Here is a 17,607-nt window from a genome sequence, read left to right as displayed (position 1 = left end):
GATTAGAAAAACAATGTCAAGCTGAACCTGTCGAAGCGCTTTTATGAAACAAACGTTATTGTGTAAAAGGTCTTCGACCCTTCGGTAAAAACTCAGGGCAGGCTCAGCTCAGACTGACAGTTGTGGTAATAACACAATTAGAAAAACAATGTCAAGCTGAGCCTGTCGAAGCTCCTTTATCGAAGACTCAAAGCGCTTTCAAACAATTTTTTCCTTTCTCCTCTTTTTTACCTACTTTTAACCCAAGTATAATACAATCAAAATGCCAAAAAGAAAAATAGCCGTGGTCATCACGGCGCGTCCTTCTTACAGTCGGGTAAAAACAGTATTGTCTGCCATTGAGGAACATCCCGATTTGGAATTGCAATTGGTGGTGGCCGCTTCTGCCTTGTTGGATCGTTATGGTTCTGCCGTGAATTATATCGAAAAAGACGGGTTTGCCATTGCCGCCAAGGTGTTTAATGTGTTGGAAGGAGAAAATTTGACTGCTGCGGCAAAAACCACTGGAATAGGGATTTTGGAATTGTCCACTGTTTTTGACAACCTGATGCCGGATATTGTCGTGACGGTCGCCGACCGATTTGAAACGATGGCAACGGCCATTGCGGCTTCCTATATGAACATTCCTTTGGCACACATTCAAGGCGGTGAAGTGACGGGAAACATTGACGAAAAAGTGCGTCATGCCATTACCAAGTTGTCCGATTATCATTTTGTGGCTTCAGAAAGTGCGAAAGAAAGAGTTGTCAAATTAGGCGAAGACCCAGCAATGGTTTTTAACACAGGATGTCCTTCCATTGATTTGGCTTCAGCAATACTTGATAGTAAAGCATTGCCGTTTGACCCTTATGAAAAATATGGTGGCGTGGGAGCAAAACCCGATTTGTCAAAAGGATATTTGGTGGTGATGCAACATCCCGTTACCACGGAATACCAGGATTCCAGAAAACACATTGAAGTTACACTCGAAGCCATTCACAAATTAAACAAGCCCACACTTTGGTTTTGGCCCAATGTAGATGCCGGAGCAGACGGAACTTCAACAGGAATTCGTGCTTTCAGGGAGCAACACCAATTGTCCAATGTTCATTTTTTCAAGAATATGGAAGGCAAAGATTTTCTGCAATTGTTGCAACATAGCGATTGTTTGATAGGAAATTCTAGTGTTGGAATACGGGAATGTGCCTTCTTGGGTGTTCCTGTAGTCAATATCGGTAGTCGCCAAAACCGAAGAGACCGGGGAGGGAACAGTGTTGATGTCGATTATTTGGAAGAGCAAATAGAAGCCGCCATTGTAGCCTCCTTACAAAATGGCAAATTGCTTTCTTCTTCGTTATATGGAGACGGAAAAGCGGGAATACGAATTGCAGAACTGTTGGCCCAATTGCCTTTGCAGTTTCATAAAACCATTATGTATTAATATGCGAATTTTAGCCATAATCCCAGCCCGTGGAGGCTCTAAAGGAGTTCCAGGTAAAAATATAAAATTGTTAGGAGATAAACCGTTGTTAGCTCATGCAATAGAATGTGCAATTGGATCCAAAGTAGTTTCAAAAATTGTGGTATCTACCGATAGTGATGAAATAGCTAAAGTGGCTGCTAATTATCAGGTAGGAATTATAAAAAGACCTACAGCATTAGCTGATGATACTAGTAATGTGGTAACCGCCGCTGTACATACCTATAAATTCCTTAATGAAGATTTTGATATTATAGTGTTGCTTCAGCCAACTTCTCCTTTGAGAACAGCTAAAGATTTGGATAATGTTATTGTATTATTGCAACAAAATCCTGAAAGTGATGGGGTAATAAGTGTTGTGCCAATGGATGATGTGCATCCCGCAAGGATGTACAACTTATCAGATGACAATAAATTAATTCCCTTTTTAGAAAATGGGGAAACACTCAGAAGACAAGACTTGAATCCTGTTTATTATAGAAATGGATGTTTTTATGCAGTTAGAACCAAGGCTTTTTTTGAACAAAAATCATTTATGGTTGAAAATAAATTGGCTTATGTGATGAATTCGGATTGGTTAGCAAATATTGATACTCAAAGAGATTTTAAATTAGCGACACTTTTATATGAAGATTGGAAAAATGAAGGTATTAATCACGGAGTCTGAAAATTTTAGTTCCAAAGCAATTGCGCACTTGAAAAACTATTTTCAAGTCGAATTGGCTACTATTAATGACAGGGAAGAATTGAAATTAAAGATTGCTGATTTTGATGTAATTTTTATTCGATTGGGATATAAAATGGATAGAGAAATTATTCAAAAAGCAAAAAAGCTTAAGTATATTTTGACTGCTACAACAGGCTTAGATCATATTGATGTAGCATATTTTGAAAGTATTGGAGGGAAAGTAATTTCATTAAAAGGCGAAACAGAATTTCTTGAAACGATACCCTCAACAGCCGAACATACTTGGGCCTTGTTATTGTCTTTGCTAAAAAAGATTCCTTCTTCATTCCACCATGTAAAAGATGGTGAGTGGGATAGAAATTTATTTATTAATACTAATTTAAAAGACAAAAAGATAGGAATTTTGGGATTAGGAAGAGTTGGAAAACAAGTTGCTAAATATGCAGTAGCTTTTAATATGGAAATTGGTTTTTTTGATACGACTCCTATAAAAAGTGAATTTAAAAAATTTGAAACTCCTAAAGAATTGTTTCAATGGGCAGATATTCTGAGTATTCATATTCCTTATTCTATTGAAAATAAAAATTTTGTTAATAGAGAATTATTATCCCACACTAAAAACCAATCATTCATCATAAATACTTCAAGAGGAGGTGTTTGGGATGAAAAAGAAATAGCCACTTTGATTGAAAAAGGAAAACTAAAAGGAGCAGCAACCGATGTGTTAGAAAACGAACTGAATGTAAATTCCATTTCGTCAAATAAATTGGTGCTTTTGGCGCAGCAAAATTTCAATGTGATTATTACTCCCCATATTGCTGGTGCAACAAAAGAGTCTATGGTGATGACAGAAGAATTTATTGTCGATAAATTTTTAAAATTATTTCGATTCTAATAGTTGATGATACAATTTAATATTCAAAATAAATGTGTGGTATAGCAGGAATAATTGGGGATTACAACGAAGGGCAACTGGATGCGATGCTTGCCAGCCAGCATCATCGCGGACCGGATGCCACGGGGAAATATTTGGATTCCAAATATGCCGCTTTGGGACACAATCGGTTGGCAATTATTGATTTGTCCGTGCAATCCAATCAGCCGTTTGTAGATAATTCAGGTCGTTACCTAATTGTTTTTAACGGAGAAATTTACAATTACATTGAGCTTAAGGCTGATTTGCAAAGCCAATATGATTTCAAAACGGAATCCGATACCGAAGTTTTATTGGCCGCATTCATCATTTATGGAGCATCTTGTTTAGGAAAATGCAACGGAATGTTTGCCTTTACCATTTGGGACAACCAGGAGAAAAAACTCTTTGCCGCCCGGGATAGATTTGGCGTTAAGCCTTTTTATTACGCTTTCAAAAATCAAACCCTTTATTTTTCGTCAGAAATAAAAGCCTTGCACGCTGCCGGAATTCCAAAGATACCCAACGAGCAAGTCTGGGCTTCTTATTTTGCTTATGGTTCTTACGGTATGCCCGACGAGACTTTTTGGTCAGGAATTGCGCAATTGCCGGGAGGACATTTTATGGAAGTGGAAGGCTGTCAGTCTGAGCCTGTCGAAGACCTATCAGCTAAAAAAACACTTCGACCCCTCGACAAACTCGCGACAGGCTCATCTCAGTATGACAAACTGCAAACCTACTGTCAGTCTGAGCCTGTCGAAGGCTTTCCCAGCAAAAGGATAATTATAAAAAAATGGTATTGTTTTGAAGATGAAGTTGCCAAGCAACCTCAAAACCTTACTTTCGAACAGGCCAAAGAAAAGTATGTAGCTCTTTTAAAAGACAGTGTCAATTTGCGTTTTCGAGCTGATGTTGCTGTAGGTTTTAATGTCAGCGGTGGATTGGATAGTTCAGTTTTGTTGGCTTTGGTTAATTTGCAGGTTCTTCGACAGGCTCAGAATGGTAATTTCAATCCTGATTGTCAGTCTGAGCTTGTCGAAGGCTTACAATCTATTAACGCCTATACTTTTTACACCAACAACTCCGATTATGACGAGTTGCCTTGGGTGGAAAAAATGATTGCCAAAACAGGAAACCCTTTGACAAAAGTGCTTTTGCAAGCTGATGCCGTTCCCGATTTTACACAAAAAATAACTTGGCAACAAGACGAACCTTTTGGAGGGATTCCGACTTTGGCGTATGCCAAAATCTTTGAACAGGCTCGAAAAGACAAAGTTTTGGTGCTCTTGGACGGACAAGGAATGGACGAACAATGGGCAGGATATGATTATTACACGCAGAATAATGAGGCTACGATTCAGGGAGTCCAGGATTCACCTTATAAAATAAAAATGCTTTCAGATTCTTTTTTGGCCAAAGCCTTAAAACCGGTATACCCCAAACCTTTTGAAGACGAGGTGTTGAACAAGCAATACCGCGATTTGTTTTATACCAAGATTCCTCGGGCATTGCGATTCAATGATCGGATTTCGATGGCCTTTTCAACCGAATTAAGGGAACCTTTTTTGGATTATCGTTTGGTGGAATTTGCTTTCTCTTTGCCATTGGATTTCAAGATTCGGAAGGGTCAAACGAAATGGATGTTGCGTGAAATAGCTTCTGGATACCTTGCCGATGATTTGGTTTTTGCACCCAAACGTGCCTTGCAAACCCCTCAAAGGGAATGGCTTGCCCGAGATTTAGCAGTATGGGTGAGCCAGTCTTTTCAGGGTATTACCAATTCAAGTTTTGCGGATTGGTTCAATAAAGAACTATTCCATAAAGAATTGCAACTTTATTTAGCCGGAAACAAACAATCGAGTTTTCACATCTGGCAGTTAATTAATTGGTATGAAATACTTGGAAAAGAACCAGAAAATCAATTGTAAAATCGATTTTTGGAAAAAATAATCAGAAACAGTTTATGGAGAGGTAAAAAATGATTACATATTCAAAATTAGGAAGAAAAGGAAACCTGGGGAATCAACTTTTTCAAATAGCCTCAACTGTATGTATGGCCGAAAAATACGGTCATGACCATTTTTTTTCTGAATGGGATTATGCTGATTTTTTCAAAAATGATTTGCCTGTTTTTGAAATGGATGATAGTTTTCAGGTTATTAAGGAAAAAAAATTTGCTTATTATGAATGGGATTTAGGAAAACAAAATTATGACTTGGATGGTTGGTTACAATCTGAAAAATATTTTAATAAAGAAAGCGTTAGGAAAATTTTTGAATGGGGAAGTTTTAGCGATCAACTATTGTTAAATTATAATTTTCTTTTTACTAAAAAGACAATATTAGTATCCATTCGAAGAGGGGATTTTATCAATCATCCATATTACTATCAAGTATCACATCTTTTTTATTTCAAAGGGATTGTGCATAACTTTCCTGATTGGGAGGAAAGAAATATTATTTTCACAAGCGATGATTTTTCCTATTGTAAATATCATTTTTCATTTTTAAAAAACAGTATTTTTTTAGATCATTTAACCCCAATTGAACAATTAGTTTTAGGGTCAAAATGTGATGATTTTGTAATTAGTAATTCTACTTTTTCATGGTGGATTGCTTGGTTGGGAGAAAAAAATGATTCGAAAATTATTAGGCCAATTAAAAATTTCAGAGGTAAGTTTGCAGATGAAAATAATGATTCTGACTATTTTCCAGAAAGGTGGATTAGTTTTAATGACAAGGAAATTGGTATCGATATGAAATACTGGTTTTTTGTGATGAAAGGCTATATTTTTGAGCTTTTAGTTGATATTAAATTTAAGTATAAAAAGAGTAAAAAGGATTTTAAAAATAGTATAAAGATTTTTTTATTTAAAAAATGAAAAAACTAGGAATAGTAATAACAGATGGAGTCGGTTTTCGAAATTTTGTGATGAGTAATTTCATAGGTGAAGCTGTACAACAATTTGATTCCGTCACCTTGTATTCAGGCTTGTCGATATCTGCTTACAAGGACGTTTCAGACCCCAAAATAATAATAAAGGAATTGGATGTTTATGTGGAATCCAAATTGGTTTGGTTTTTCAGGAAATGGAAAGAAGTGGCACATTTGCATAAGCATAAATCCTTTTATGGAATGAAGGACAATTTGGAAACTGGCTATCCCAAAAACAATTCGCCTCGGGCACTATTGGTAAAGTTGATTTATTGTTGCACCCATTTGGTTCATTCGGACAGCAGTATTTTGTTGGCCGAAAAATTGCAGTTCTTGTTCTTTTCCAAAAATAAAATCACCCAATCGTATTTGGAACTATTGAAAGAAGACCAACCAACGCATTTATTTTTTACCCACCAAAGACCTCCGTTTTTGGCTCCGTTTTTATATGCGGCTCAACAATTGAGAATAACTACAAGCACTTTTATTTTTAGTTGGGACAATTTGGCTTCCAAAGGAAGGATGTTGGGTGCTTTTGATTATTTCTTGGTTTGGAGTCATTTGATGCAATCGGAATTGTTGTATTTTTATCCTAAGGCAACCAAGGAACAGGTAAAAGTGGTGGGAACACCCCAATTTGAGCCTTACGTTATGCCAAAGTATCAAACCAAGGCCGAAGAATTTTATCAAAAATTTGACTTGAATGCCAATTGGAAAACCATTTGTTACAGTTGTGCCGATGTTTCCATTGGAGCGAATGATCCAATCGTAATTAAAGCAATTGCCAATGCCATTCGGAATAATGGGATAGAAAAGAAAATACAATTAATAGTTAGAACCTCTCCAGCCGAAGATGATTCCAGATTCAGGTCCATTCGAGAGGAGTTTCCGGAAATAATTTGGAATGTTCCCAAATGGTTGCTAACAAGAGAAAACCATGCCGAAAGCTGGTCGCAACGCATTCCGAGTGAAGAAGATATTAAAGATTTGCGTTCGTTGTTGGAATATGTCGATTTGAATATCAATATGTGTTCGACGATGAGTTTAGACTTTATGTTGTTCGACAAACCTGTCATCAACACCGTTTTTGGGAATCCCAAAAATGGTTTGTACAACGACCAACGTTTTCTGGATTTCGGTCATTTCAAAAAAGTGGTCGATAGTCAATCGGTCTCGATTGCAAAAAATGAAATGGAATTGATAAACCAAATCAATGAAGCCCTAAACACCCCCAATCAAAGAGCCGCGGAACGAAAAACAATGATTGAATTGCAAGTCAGTGAACCCCTGAAAGGCACCAGCAAAAGAATCGCCACAACTTTAGCCAATTTCAATGACTAAAAACAAAAAAATAGCCGTCCTATGTAATTATGAATTGTTGCCCGAAAGAGTGGGCGGAATGGATTATTTCTTTTGGCAATTTGATAAAAAGTGCAAGGAGAATGGATTTGAAGTCGATTGGTTTTTCCCTAATACGGCCACTCACGTAAATTATCCCGATTTGAACATTCATTCCGATGCAACAGTAAACGTGGAGACTCATTTTCTAAACTTTTGCAAACAAAATGAAATAGTCTATTCGCATATCATTACCCATTTTTTGGAGTTGTGTACGCCTTTTTTTAAAACAATAAAGCAATGGTCTAAAGCTGTAATTATAGCCGTGGACCACAATCCAAGACCCTTGAACGGCTATCCTGTTGAAAAAAAAATAAAGAAAAAAATCAAGGGATTGTTGTATTCCAGATACATTGACACCTTTGTTGGCGTTTCTGATTATACGGCAAAAGAATTGGTAAAGGATTTTGGTTCCCAAATAAGAAACAAAACTCGGGTAATTCACAACGGAATTCTGCTGCAAGATGTTCTAGAAAGAAAATCCAGAAACGAGACAAAACCCAGTTTTTTGACCGCTTCCCATTTGCGGGAATCCAAAGGAATTCAAGACTTGATTCAAGCGGTTTTTCTGTTGCCGAAAGCGATAAAAGAGGAAATAGTCATAGACATCTATGGCGATGGCCCTTATAGAAAATCATTGGAAGACCAAGTTAGGAGTTTGTCTTTGGAAAATTGTTTTCATTTTAGGGGAAGCAGTTCCCATCTTAAATCCATTTATTGTAAGTATGATTACATGCTGCAACCGACGCATATGGAATGTTTTAGTTTGTCAATCCTGGAAAGTTTGGCGGCAAATGTGCCTGTTGTCACAACCAATGTGGGAGGAAATGAAGAAGCCATAATGAATAACGGTAATGGGTATATTTTTAAAGCCAAAGATATTCCTGCCTTGACAACTATTTTGGCAGAAATTTATTTAGGAATTAAAAAAATAGATTTGAACACTAGAATAGATATCGAAAAACGTTTTTCTTTGGCAAAAATGGTGGAGCAACATTTTTTAATCTTAACCGAGAATCCTAACCCTTTCAGAGTTTTAAACTCTGAAAGGGTTGATAATAACAACAAAATCAAATGAAAATAGCTTTCCTGACTCCCGAATACCCGCATCCCAAAACTGGAAGTTCCGGTGGGATTGGCACGAGTATCAAGAATTTGGCAGTCGGGCTTTTGGCGGAAGGTTGTTCGGCTCGAGTGTTGGTGTACGGTCAAAAAGAAGAAGCCATTTTCGATGACAACGGCATCACCGTACAGCAAATCAAGAATGTAAAATTCAAAGGCTTGTCTTGGTGGTTGACCCGAAAAAAGTTGGAAGGCCTCATCAATCAGTTGTATGCCAATAAGGAAATAGATTTAGCCGAAGCCCCGGATTGGACGGGAATCACCTCATTCATTCAGCCCAAAAAATGCCCGATTGTGATTAGGCTTCACGGTTCCGATACTTATTTTTGTCATTTGGACCAGCGTCCCGTGAAATGGAACAATAAATTCCACGAAAAAAGAGCACTCCAAAAAGCGGACGGCTTGCTCTCGGTAAGCCAATTTACGGCCGATATGACCAACGAAGTTTTTGGTTTGCAAAAGAAGTTTACCATTATTCCCAATGCGATTGATGTCGATGTATTCAATGACAATGACAATAGCAATGACAATAAGACTATTTTATATTTTGGCAGTCTGATTCGTAAAAAAGGATTGTTGGAATTGCCCTTGATTTTCAATGAAGTAGTTCGAAAAAATCCTGATGCTCAACTGGTTTTGATAGGAAGGGATGTGCCGGATATTGTTTCCGGAAACTCATCGACCTGGGCCATGATGCAACAATTATTCACAGTCGAGGCGCTGCAAAACGTGAGTTATCTGGGAAGCGTCCCGTATCAAGACATAAATGCCCACATAAAAGCGGCCAACCTTTGTGTTTTTCCTACATTTGCCGAGGCTTTGCCAGTGTCTTGGATAGAGGCTATGGCGTTACAAAAACCCATAGTTGCCTCTAATATCGGTTGGGCAAAAGAAGTGATTCAAGAGGGTGTTGAAGGGTTTTTGGTACATCCCAAAAATCACAAACAGTATGCGGAACGCATTGTGGAGTTGCTGGATAATCCACAAAGGCAACTAGATTTTGGAATGGCAGCCAGAAAAAAAGTAGTAGCTGAATTTAGTACAGAAACAGTGGCAAGACAAAGTATACTGTTTTATGGCAAATGGATTAAATAATAGTAAGATAATTTCCTTCAAGCGAGATACTTGGTAAAAAAATATAACTATGATAATTCTATATCATAATGGTGATACTATAGTTGAATTGGCTAATGCCAAGGGTTTTGGTATAGAAAAAGGTATTGGTAAATCAATAGCCTTGGTTCTTGTTGATTTAGCCCAAAAATATCCAGCCGAAATCCTCGTTTGGTGTCATCAAAGTGGCAAAGAAGAACTCAATGTCTCGGCGATTGAAAAATTAATGCATCACAAGAAATTGGTGCTTTCCTATAACCCATCCGAGAATTCATTATTTGGTTCGGCTATCGGTTATGTAGATGCCTCACTTTTTATTAAAATGAATAAAGCGGTTTCATTTCCAACTTGGCAAATGAGTAGTGTTGTGGGTTGCGTTCATGCCGAAGTTCTCTTGACATTGAATGGGAAAATTCCTTTAGATAAAAACTTTGATTATTTTTTGTGCTCTCTGGCAAAAGTAGCGATGCCCAAAGGATTATGCTGCTATTCCGAACCACAACTTTTAAAGAATCGTGCTAAAAGGATTCCAGTCCAAGCAAGCCAATACACCTTGTTTCGATTTGTAAAACAGCATTACAGAACCCGTTGGGTATTCTTGTTGTTGTTCAATTTATTTTTATACGAACGAAAATTGCCAATCGTCCCCTTTCTTTTTTCTCTTTTTTACAAAAATAGAACAAAGCGGAATATCAATTTGGACGGAATAAAAGTGCAATCCTCCAAGAAAGTAATCGATAAAGCCACGGTAGATGTCATTATTCCAACTATTGGACGAAAGATTTATTTGTATGACGTCTTGAAAGATTTCTCGAAACAAACCCATTTGCCAAAAAAAATAATTATTGTGGAGCAAAATCCAGAGGAGGGAAGCACAACCCAATTGGATTATTTGACCAATGAAAAGTGGCCGTTTGAAATTCAGCATATTTTCACCCACCAAGCCGGTGCTTGCAATGCCCGTAACTTGGCTTTGAAGGAAACTCAAAGTGAATGGGTGTTCTTGGCGGATGACGACAATCGTTTTGAAGCTACTTTAGTATCGGATATTTTTGGCAAGATCAAGCAATATGGAAATTTGGTGGTAACGACTTCCTATCCTCAAAAAAGGGAAATTAAGAAATACACTCAAGTAATTCAATGGCCTACTTTTGGAGCAGGCAACAGTTTTGTCCGAAGAGATATATTGGCTAATGTGAAGTTTAATAGAGCCTTTGAATTTGGTTACGGCGAAGACGGTGATTTTGGAATGCAGTTGCGAAATCAAGGTTATGATATTTTGTATTTGCCGGAACCTGAAATCTTGCATTTGAAAGCTCCTGTTGGCGGTTTTAGGACAAAACCTGTATTGCGATGGCATAATGACAGCATTCAACCCAAACCTTCGCCAACGGTTATGTTGTACAATCTTTTGCACAATTCCAACGAGCAAATTAAGGGTTACAAAACGATTTTGTTTTTTAAGTATTACAGGCATCAGAGGATTAAAAACCCTATTCGATACTATTTTTATTTTCAAAAGCAATGGGATAAAAGTGTATTTTGGGCCAATAAATTAAAGCAACAAAATGAAATTTAGTCTCATTATCTGTACCTATATGCGTCCGCTATCGGTTTTGCAATTATTGCAATCGGTTCAGGAGCAAAAGTTGTATCCCGATGAAATTCTCATCATTGATGGTTCTACGAATCGGGAAACAGAAATTATTCTAAATGAAAATCGATTTCAAAATTTGCATTATTTTGCTGTTCCGCCTGAGTATCGTGGCTTGACCAAACAACGAAATTATGGAATAGAACGAATAGGAACAGAAATGGAAGTCGTTTGTTTCCTAGACGATGATACGGTTTTAGAACAGGATTATTTTGAAGAAATAATCAAAACCTTCGAAGAGCATCAAGGTGTTTCTAGTGTAGGAGGCGTGGCCATAAATGAAAACAGTTGGACTTTGGCCGAGCCGAATAAAAAATACGATTCTCGCCATTATTTTCAATGGGAAGGATTTGTTTATAAGGAAGGACAACGCAATGTGGTTCGCAATTATTTGGGATTGCAATCTAATTTGGCACCAGGAAGAATGCCTGACTATTCACACGGCAAAACTTGTGGTTTTCCTTTGAACGGCAAAACCTATGAGGTAGATTTATTGATAGGGATGTCGTTTGCTTTTCGCAAAAAAGTATTCGATTCCATTCGATTTTCTCCCTACTTTGAAGGCTATGGTTTGTATGAAGATGCCGATTTTAGCATCAGAGCCTTACAATTTGGTAAAAATGTTATCAATACCAAAGCGCAGTTGAGTCATTTTCACCATCCCTCGGGCAGACCCAATCAATATAAATACGGTAAAATGGTGGTGCGAAACGGTTGGTATGTGTGGAGAGTCAAAAATCCAAAGCCTTCACTCAATGCCAAAATAAAATGGCATTCCATTACGATTCTCTTGACATTAATCCGATTTTCCAATACATTTACCACAAACAATAAAAAGGGAGCTTTTACCGAAGCCTTGGGTAGAACTATGGGTTGGTGGAGTTTATGGATTGACAAACCGAAAATAAGATAAATTTAATAGTAGATAAAATGATGCTATCCATTGTGTCTCCAGTGTATAAGGCCGAAAAAATCATTCCGCTATTGGTGGAAAGAATCGAAAATACAGTCGAAAAAATCACAACGGATTATGAGATTATTTTGGTGGAAGATGGAGGGCCAGATCATTCTTGGAGTGTAATCGAATCCCTTACCCAGAATAAACCAAAGATTAAAGGCATAAAGCTAAGCCGAAATTTTGGACAACATCCCGCAATTATGGCTGGATTGTCACAGGCAAAAGGCGAATGGATGGTGGTGATGGACTGTGATTTGCAAGACCAACCCGAAGAAATCGAAAAATTGTATGCCAAGGCTTTGGAGGGATATGACATTGTATTGGCAAAACGGAAAAACAGGCAAGACGGATTTTTGAAAAAAATGACTTCTTTGTTTTTTTCAAAGGTATATGGGTATTTTACCGACACCGAATATGATAATGAAGTGGCAAATTTTGGAATTTATAATAGGAAAGTAGTTGTTGAAGTTCTAAAAATGGAGGATTATATTAAATCATTTCCTTTGTTTGTCAATTGGGTTGGTTACAGAACTACATCTGTTGAAGTGGAACACGCTGAAAGAAGTTCTGGAAAATCTGCCTATACTTATGCAAGATTAATAAGTTTAGCATTTAATACTATTATTTCTTTTTCCAATAAACCTTTAAAACTTTTTGTAAAATTTGGAATGATTATGTCTATAATATCATTTGTTGTGGGATTGATAACAATTTTTAAATATTATAAAGGAGAAATATCTGTTCTTGGATACAGTTCATTAATGGTGTCTATTTGGTTTTTATCGGGTGTAATAATTACAATCACTGGAATAGTCGGTATATATATTGGAAAAATTTTTGACCAATCGAAAGGTAGAAATTCATTTATAATTGATAAAGTAGTTAATAATGACAAGCAATAATATTCATGCAGAAGAAATTTACATAGGAAAAAATACAATTATAGAACCCTCTGTAAAAATTAGGGGAATTAATGGTAAAGCAAAAAAAATTATAATCGGTGATAATTGCTATATTGGTGAAAATGTGCAAATTATTTGCGACGATTTTTCTTTGGGTGATTATTCAAAAATTCAACATAACACCAATATACATGGTTATTTGCCTTGTCATATAGGACATAATGCATGGATTGGTCAATTTTCAATTATTGATTCCATAGGAGGGACAACAATTGGAAATAATTGTGGAATTGGAGCTCACTCTCAACTTTGGAGTCATATTAAATACGGAGATACTCTTGAAGGATGCCGATTTTTAACACAAAAACCTTTAATTGTTGGTAACGATGTATGGTTTGTTGGGCATTGTATCGTTTCTCCAATAATCGTTGAGGATAAATCGATGGCAATGGTTGGATCGGTTGTTACAAAAGACATGAAGTTCAATGAAATTTATGCAGGATCACCAGCCAAATCACTTTCAGACAAAATTGGATTTCAATTTAATGAAGTAAGTATTCAAGATAAACTTGCTAAAATGAATCTTTATCTTAAGGAATGGGATAGTAATTCTAAATCAATAAAGATTGTAACCGATAATTCTGAAATAGATTTTGGTTCTGAAGATATTACCTATTTTAATGTTTCTGATAGAACTTATTCTAAAAGAGGAAGTTCAGATGAGATTAGTTTTATGAAGTTTTTACTTCCAGCAAGAGGTAAATTCATACCAATTACTTAATAGTTTTATGAAAATGCCCTTCAACAAACCCTATCTCACGGGCAAAGAATTAGTCTATATCGAAGACGTTGTTCAAAAAAAAACAAGCAAAATATTTTTTGGAGGATTAAATGAATTAAGAGCATTTGCAGCTCTTGGAGTTGTTATTCATCACATCGAGCAAATTAAAGGAATGAATGGCTTAGGTTTTCAAAACAGAAATCTTCAGTTTCTCATTCATAATCTCGGAAAAGCAAGTGTTGATTTGTTTTTTGTGTTAAGTGGTTTTTTGATTTCTTTTTTGCTTTTTCAAGAAAAAAACAATAATAACGGTCACATAAATATAAGCAAGTTTTATCTTAGAAGAATTTATAGAATTTGGCCCTTGTATTATTTTGTAATGCTACTAAGTTTTACAGTAATTCCATTACTGTCAAAAGTGCCAATTTTTGAATTTAATCAGGGACTTCAAGTGGCTATTAATAATTCTGAAAATTATAATTTTAATACAGTTTCTCGTTATTTGTTGTTTTTGCCTCAATTTGCAAATGTTGTTGTTGGTGCTTCTCAATCTTGGTCTATTGGTCTGGAAGAGCAGTTTTATCTTATTATGCCCTTGGCAATCACAATTTTTAGAAAAAAAGTATTTTTCTCATTGGTTTTATTAATATCAATAGTGTTCTTTTGTTTGACTTTTAATTTAAATGCCAGCTTTGATTTTAATTCTAAAATCGCTTATTTTTTTAGGGTTTTAGGTTATTTTAATTTTCAAATGTTATTAATAGGAGTTGTAGGTGGTTACATTTATTTTTATAATAAGACCAAAGTTGAAAATTTAACTAAATCGGTATTTGGTTATTTCATATTGATAACATTGATCCTTTTACTTTCCATTTTTCCTATGCTAGAAAATAAAATCAATCATTTTATATTAGCGCTACTGTTTTTATTATTGATTTTATTTACGATTAATAATTCTAATAAATTTGTTTATAAAAATAATGTAATGTCATATTTAGGAAAGATTTCTTACGGAATATATATGTACCATGTATTTGCAATATTTTTGGTGTATCCTTTAGCGAATAAATATTTTACAGGAGAATATGGGGATGAAATAGTTTTTAATCTTTTATTATATTTTATGGTGTATATATTCACAATATTATTTAGCATTTTATCTTATGAATTTTTTGAATCAAAATTCATTAAATTTAAAGATTTAAAATTTAAAGTTTAATGAAAATCCCCTTCAACAAACCCTATCTCACAGGTAAAGAATTAGTCTATATTGAAGATGCCGTCAAAAAAGGCAAAATTTCGGGCAATGGCTATTATACCAATTTGTGCCATCGTTTTTTCGAAAACAAATACGGTTTTCCTAAATGTTTGTTGACCACTTCCTGTACCGATGCACTGGAAATGGCCGCCATATTGGTCAATATCCAAGCCGGCGATGAGGTCATAATGCCTTCTTACACTTTTGTTTCCACAGCCAATGCTTTTGTCCTTCGAGGTGCCAAAATCGTTTTTGCCGACAGTCGGGAAGACCATCCTGGTATTGATGAAGAGGCTATTGAAGCCCTAATTACTCCTAAAACCAAAGCTATTGTTCCTGTACATTATGCTGGTGTAGCCTGCGATATGGATAAAATTATGGACTTGGCAAATAAGTACAATCTCTATGTCATAGAAGATGCCGCCCAAGCCATTGATAGTTTTTATACCGGCAAAGATGGTGTTCGAAGGCCATTAGGTTCCATAGGCCATTTGTCTGCTTTTTCGTTTCACGAAACCAAAAACATTATTTCGGGCGAAGGTGGAATGTTGGTTATCAATGACAACCAATTTGCCGAAAGAGCCGAAATCATCTGGGAAAAAGGAACGAACCGTTCGGCTTTTTTCAGGGGTGAAGTCGATAAATACGGTTGGGTGGATGTGGGATCGAGTTTTCTCCCTTCTGAAATTATTGCGGCATTTCTTTGGGCACAATTAGAAAATCTGGAGGATATTCAAAAAGTGCGAAAATCCCATTGGGAACACTATAATGCGAAATTGCACACTTGGGCTGCCGAGAACGGAATCCTATTGCCAATACTGCCTTCGTATGCCACTAACAATGGGCATATGTTTTATTTGGTTTGCAAGAATTTGGAACAAAGAACAAATATCATCGAAAAATTGAAAAGCAAGGACATCTTGGCAGTTTTTCATTATATCAGTTTGCACAGTAGTCCTTTCTATAACCAAACACACCAAGAACAGCCATTGCTTCAATCCGACAGGTATTCAGATTGTTTGTTGCGATTGCCTCTGTATTATGAGTTGGATGTTATGAATGTTGTAAATAATCTTATTTATGAGGATTGAAATATTTACCCAAAAAGCAATTGTTTTATTCCAGTATAGCGCCATAGCCTATTTGTTTGTAGCTATTTTTTATTTTATGGGTTTGCCAACCGGGGGTGATGAATTTTTGTTTCTTTCAGACTTGCAATTGATACATAATGTGGGCTGGTATGAGGCCATTGCTAAAAATGTTTCTATCCCTTATATGATATTGGCATATCCCTTATCCTTGCTAATGGAGGATTTTGTGGCCTTGAGAATCGTAAATATACTGTTGGTTGTATTGTTGTTGGTCTATTTTTATTATGTAAAAAAAATAAAGTTAACATCAATTTATTTTTATCTTTTCTTTTTTATGAGTACCGTAGGCTATTTTTATTATGGTACCAATGATTGCTTATTTTTTGTTTCTTTAATTATATTTTTTAATGAAGTGCATTGTGTTGCGAACGATAAAGAAGTTCACTTTAATTTGGCTTTATCGGCATTAATCATCGCTTTTTTTACGAGGGAACTTTTCTTGGTTTATTTGCCAATTGTCTTGATTGGATGTTATATTCTATATCAATCGGGTTGTCGTTTTACTAAACGAACCGTTTTTCCATTGGGGATATTCGTTGTGCTCTTGCTGTTGAATATTCCATCCCTTCAAAATAACGGAAGTCTTTCCTATGACAGAAAATCTCCACCTGAAGGTTTGGGGGTATCTTGGTCACAACGACAGTATTTAGCGCAACTAATGGTCAATAATGGTGAATTGGCAAATCGTCAACATCCTAGTTGGGAAGCGACACAGCAGTATTTAAAAACCAATGGTAGAGAGTCTTTGCCGGATGGTATTTTGAATGGCTTAACTTATAATTATCAGTTAACCATTAAAGAATTTTTTAAGGATTTTGCCTATTCAATAACGTATAGTTTGAGATCCTTAGGATTAATGCTCTTCATTATTTTATTGTATTGGTTTAAAGGAATTAAAATGGATAAAAAACTGAAATTAAATTACTTTGTACCTTTTGCCACGTTGAGCATGCTTATGATTTTTTCATTTATCATCATTTCTTATGTTGAATTGAGGTGGCTGTCGGCTGTTTTTGTGATGACCATTGTGTATTATTCCGAAATAGAGGATCAAAATAAAATTTCAAAACATTACATTCTTGCCAATGCTATTGTTTTGTGCTTTTTGTCTCTTTATGGTATTTTTAGAATTTTAAACAAAATATAAAATTAGTATAAATTTCAAATCACTTTAAACTCCTCGCAAGCCTTTGTTAGTAAACAGTAAAATTTCGATAAATACTCTTTTGAATTACCTGTGTTTTTTTAGAGCTAAAAAGGATTTAATTAAAATAAG

15 protein-coding genes are annotated in these 17,607 nt (G+C 35.8%); all 15 read left to right on the top strand.

Annotation, left to right across the window (positions count from 1 at the left end; genetic code table 11):
• Positions 1 to 262 precede the first annotated feature (262 nt).
• The 15 genes from neuC to C0430_RS12625 are packed head-to-tail and all read left to right on the top strand — an operon-like array spanning position 263 to position 17,478.
• On the top strand, positions 263 to 1,420 hold the full coding sequence (gene neuC / locus C0430_RS12695) for a UDP-N-acetylglucosamine 2-epimerase (RefSeq protein WP_290870815.1): 1,158 nt from the start codon (positions 263 to 265) through the stop codon (positions 1,418 to 1,420).
• Between the two features lies 1 nt (position 1,421).
• On the top strand, positions 1,422 to 2,126 hold the full coding sequence (locus C0430_RS12690) for an acylneuraminate cytidylyltransferase family protein (protein ID WP_290870813.1): 705 nt from the start codon (positions 1,422 to 1,424) through the stop codon (positions 2,124 to 2,126).
• On the top strand, positions 2,101 to 3,042 hold the full coding sequence (locus tag C0430_RS12685; protein ID WP_290870811.1) for an NAD(P)-dependent oxidoreductase: 942 nt from the start codon (positions 2,101 to 2,103) through the stop codon (positions 3,040 to 3,042). Before C0430_RS12690 ends, C0430_RS12685 begins: the two co-directional genes overlap by 26 nt.
• 32 nt (positions 3,043 to 3,074) lie before the next feature.
• Positions 3,075 to 4,988 carry an asparagine synthase (glutamine-hydrolyzing) gene (gene asnB / locus C0430_RS12680; RefSeq protein ID WP_290870809.1) on the top strand — a complete coding sequence of 638 codons (1,914 nt, stop codon included), beginning with the start codon at positions 3,075 to 3,077 and terminating at the stop codon, positions 4,986 to 4,988.
• A 50-nt stretch (positions 4,989 to 5,038) separates the two neighbouring features.
• Complete coding sequence (locus C0430_RS12675) at positions 5,039 to 5,941, top strand: alpha-1,2-fucosyltransferase (protein ID WP_290870804.1); 903 nt, start codon at positions 5,039 to 5,041, stop codon at positions 5,939 to 5,941.
• Positions 5,938 to 7,335 carry a hypothetical protein gene (locus C0430_RS12670; RefSeq protein ID WP_290870802.1) on the top strand — a complete coding sequence of 466 codons (1,398 nt, stop codon included), beginning with the start codon at positions 5,938 to 5,940 and terminating at the stop codon, positions 7,333 to 7,335. The genes C0430_RS12675 and C0430_RS12670 overlap by 4 nt, the downstream gene beginning before the upstream one ends.
• Entirely contained in the window at positions 7,328 to 8,470 is a 1,143-nt protein-coding gene (locus C0430_RS12665; protein ID WP_290870800.1) for a glycosyltransferase family 4 protein, read from the top strand. Before C0430_RS12670 ends, C0430_RS12665 begins: the two co-directional genes overlap by 8 nt.
• The gene (locus C0430_RS12660) at positions 8,467 to 9,609 is read left to right on the top strand and encodes a glycosyltransferase family 4 protein (RefSeq protein ID WP_290870798.1); all 1,143 of its coding nucleotides are present in this window, start codon (positions 8,467 to 8,469) and stop codon (positions 9,607 to 9,609) included. The genes C0430_RS12665 and C0430_RS12660 overlap by 4 nt, the downstream gene beginning before the upstream one ends.
• Positions 9,610 to 9,658: 49 nt before the next feature.
• Positions 9,659 to 11,206, top strand: coding sequence for a glycosyltransferase family A protein (locus tag C0430_RS12655; protein ID WP_290870796.1), 1,548 nt, complete (start codon positions 9,659 to 9,661; stop codon positions 11,204 to 11,206).
• Positions 11,196 to 12,194: a glycosyltransferase family 2 protein gene (locus C0430_RS12650; RefSeq protein ID WP_290870794.1), complete on the top strand. Its 999-nt coding sequence runs from the start codon at positions 11,196 to 11,198 to the stop codon at positions 12,192 to 12,194. The genes C0430_RS12655 and C0430_RS12650 overlap by 11 nt, the downstream gene beginning before the upstream one ends.
• 17 nt (positions 12,195 to 12,211) lie before the next feature.
• Positions 12,212 to 13,141 carry a glycosyltransferase family 2 protein gene (locus C0430_RS12645; protein WP_290870792.1) on the top strand — a complete coding sequence of 310 codons (930 nt, stop codon included), beginning with the start codon at positions 12,212 to 12,214 and terminating at the stop codon, positions 13,139 to 13,141.
• Positions 13,128 to 13,922 (top strand): DapH/DapD/GlmU-related protein, encoded by a 795-nt coding sequence (locus C0430_RS12640; protein WP_290870790.1) that lies wholly within the window; start codon positions 13,128 to 13,130, stop codon positions 13,920 to 13,922. Before C0430_RS12645 ends, C0430_RS12640 begins: the two co-directional genes overlap by 14 nt.
• A 7-nt stretch (positions 13,923 to 13,929) precedes the next feature.
• Positions 13,930 to 15,141, top strand: coding sequence for an acyltransferase family protein (locus C0430_RS12635; RefSeq protein ID WP_290870788.1), 1,212 nt, complete (start codon positions 13,930 to 13,932; stop codon positions 15,139 to 15,141).
• Positions 15,141 to 16,271, top strand: coding sequence for a dTDP-4-amino-4,6-dideoxygalactose transaminase (gene rffA, locus C0430_RS12630; protein WP_290870787.1), 1,131 nt, complete (start codon positions 15,141 to 15,143; stop codon positions 16,269 to 16,271). The genes C0430_RS12635 and rffA overlap by 1 nt, the downstream gene beginning before the upstream one ends.
• Complete coding sequence (locus C0430_RS12625) at positions 16,261 to 17,478, top strand: hypothetical protein (RefSeq protein WP_290870786.1); 1,218 nt, start codon at positions 16,261 to 16,263, stop codon at positions 17,476 to 17,478. The genes rffA and C0430_RS12625 overlap by 11 nt, the downstream gene beginning before the upstream one ends.
• Positions 17,479 to 17,607: the final 129 nt, after the last annotated feature.

The sequence above is a fragment of the Flavobacterium sp. genome, assembly GCF_013823965.1.
Taxonomy (GTDB): domain Bacteria; phylum Bacteroidota; class Bacteroidia; order Flavobacteriales; family Flavobacteriaceae; genus Flavobacterium.
This window is presented reverse-complemented; position numbering and strand designations above follow the sequence as displayed.

What these genes read in the sequence shown, in the direction of transcription:
- neuC (WP_290870815.1), top strand. Translation starts at nt 263, where the DNA reads ATGCCAAAAAGAAAAATAGCCGTGGTCATCACGGCGCGTCCTTCTTAC.
- C0430_RS12690 (WP_290870813.1), top strand. Translation starts at nt 1,422, where the DNA reads ATGCGAATTTTAGCCATAATCCCAGCCCGTGGAGGCTCTAAAGGAGTT.
- C0430_RS12685 (WP_290870811.1), top strand. Translation starts at nt 2,101, where the DNA reads ATGAAGGTATTAATCACGGAGTCTGAAAATTTTAGTTCCAAAGCAATT.
- asnB (WP_290870809.1), top strand. Translation starts at nt 3,075, where the DNA reads ATGTGTGGTATAGCAGGAATAATTGGGGATTACAACGAAGGGCAACTG.
- C0430_RS12675 (WP_290870804.1), top strand. Translation starts at nt 5,039, where the DNA reads ATGATTACATATTCAAAATTAGGAAGAAAAGGAAACCTGGGGAATCAA.
- C0430_RS12670 (WP_290870802.1), top strand. Translation starts at nt 5,938, where the DNA reads ATGAAAAAACTAGGAATAGTAATAACAGATGGAGTCGGTTTTCGAAAT.
- C0430_RS12665 (WP_290870800.1), top strand. Translation starts at nt 7,328, where the DNA reads ATGACTAAAAACAAAAAAATAGCCGTCCTATGTAATTATGAATTGTTG.
- C0430_RS12660 (WP_290870798.1), top strand. Translation starts at nt 8,467, where the DNA reads ATGAAAATAGCTTTCCTGACTCCCGAATACCCGCATCCCAAAACTGGA.
- C0430_RS12655 (WP_290870796.1), top strand. Translation starts at nt 9,659, where the DNA reads ATGATAATTCTATATCATAATGGTGATACTATAGTTGAATTGGCTAAT.
- C0430_RS12650 (WP_290870794.1), top strand. Translation starts at nt 11,196, where the DNA reads ATGAAATTTAGTCTCATTATCTGTACCTATATGCGTCCGCTATCGGTT.
- C0430_RS12645 (WP_290870792.1), top strand. Translation starts at nt 12,212, where the DNA reads ATGATGCTATCCATTGTGTCTCCAGTGTATAAGGCCGAAAAAATCATT.
- C0430_RS12640 (WP_290870790.1), top strand. Translation starts at nt 13,128, where the DNA reads ATGACAAGCAATAATATTCATGCAGAAGAAATTTACATAGGAAAAAAT.
- C0430_RS12635 (WP_290870788.1), top strand. Translation starts at nt 13,930, where the DNA reads ATGAAAATGCCCTTCAACAAACCCTATCTCACGGGCAAAGAATTAGTC.
- rffA (WP_290870787.1), top strand. Translation starts at nt 15,141, where the DNA reads ATGAAAATCCCCTTCAACAAACCCTATCTCACAGGTAAAGAATTAGTC.
- C0430_RS12625 (WP_290870786.1), top strand. Translation starts at nt 16,261, where the DNA reads ATGAGGATTGAAATATTTACCCAAAAAGCAATTGTTTTATTCCAGTAT.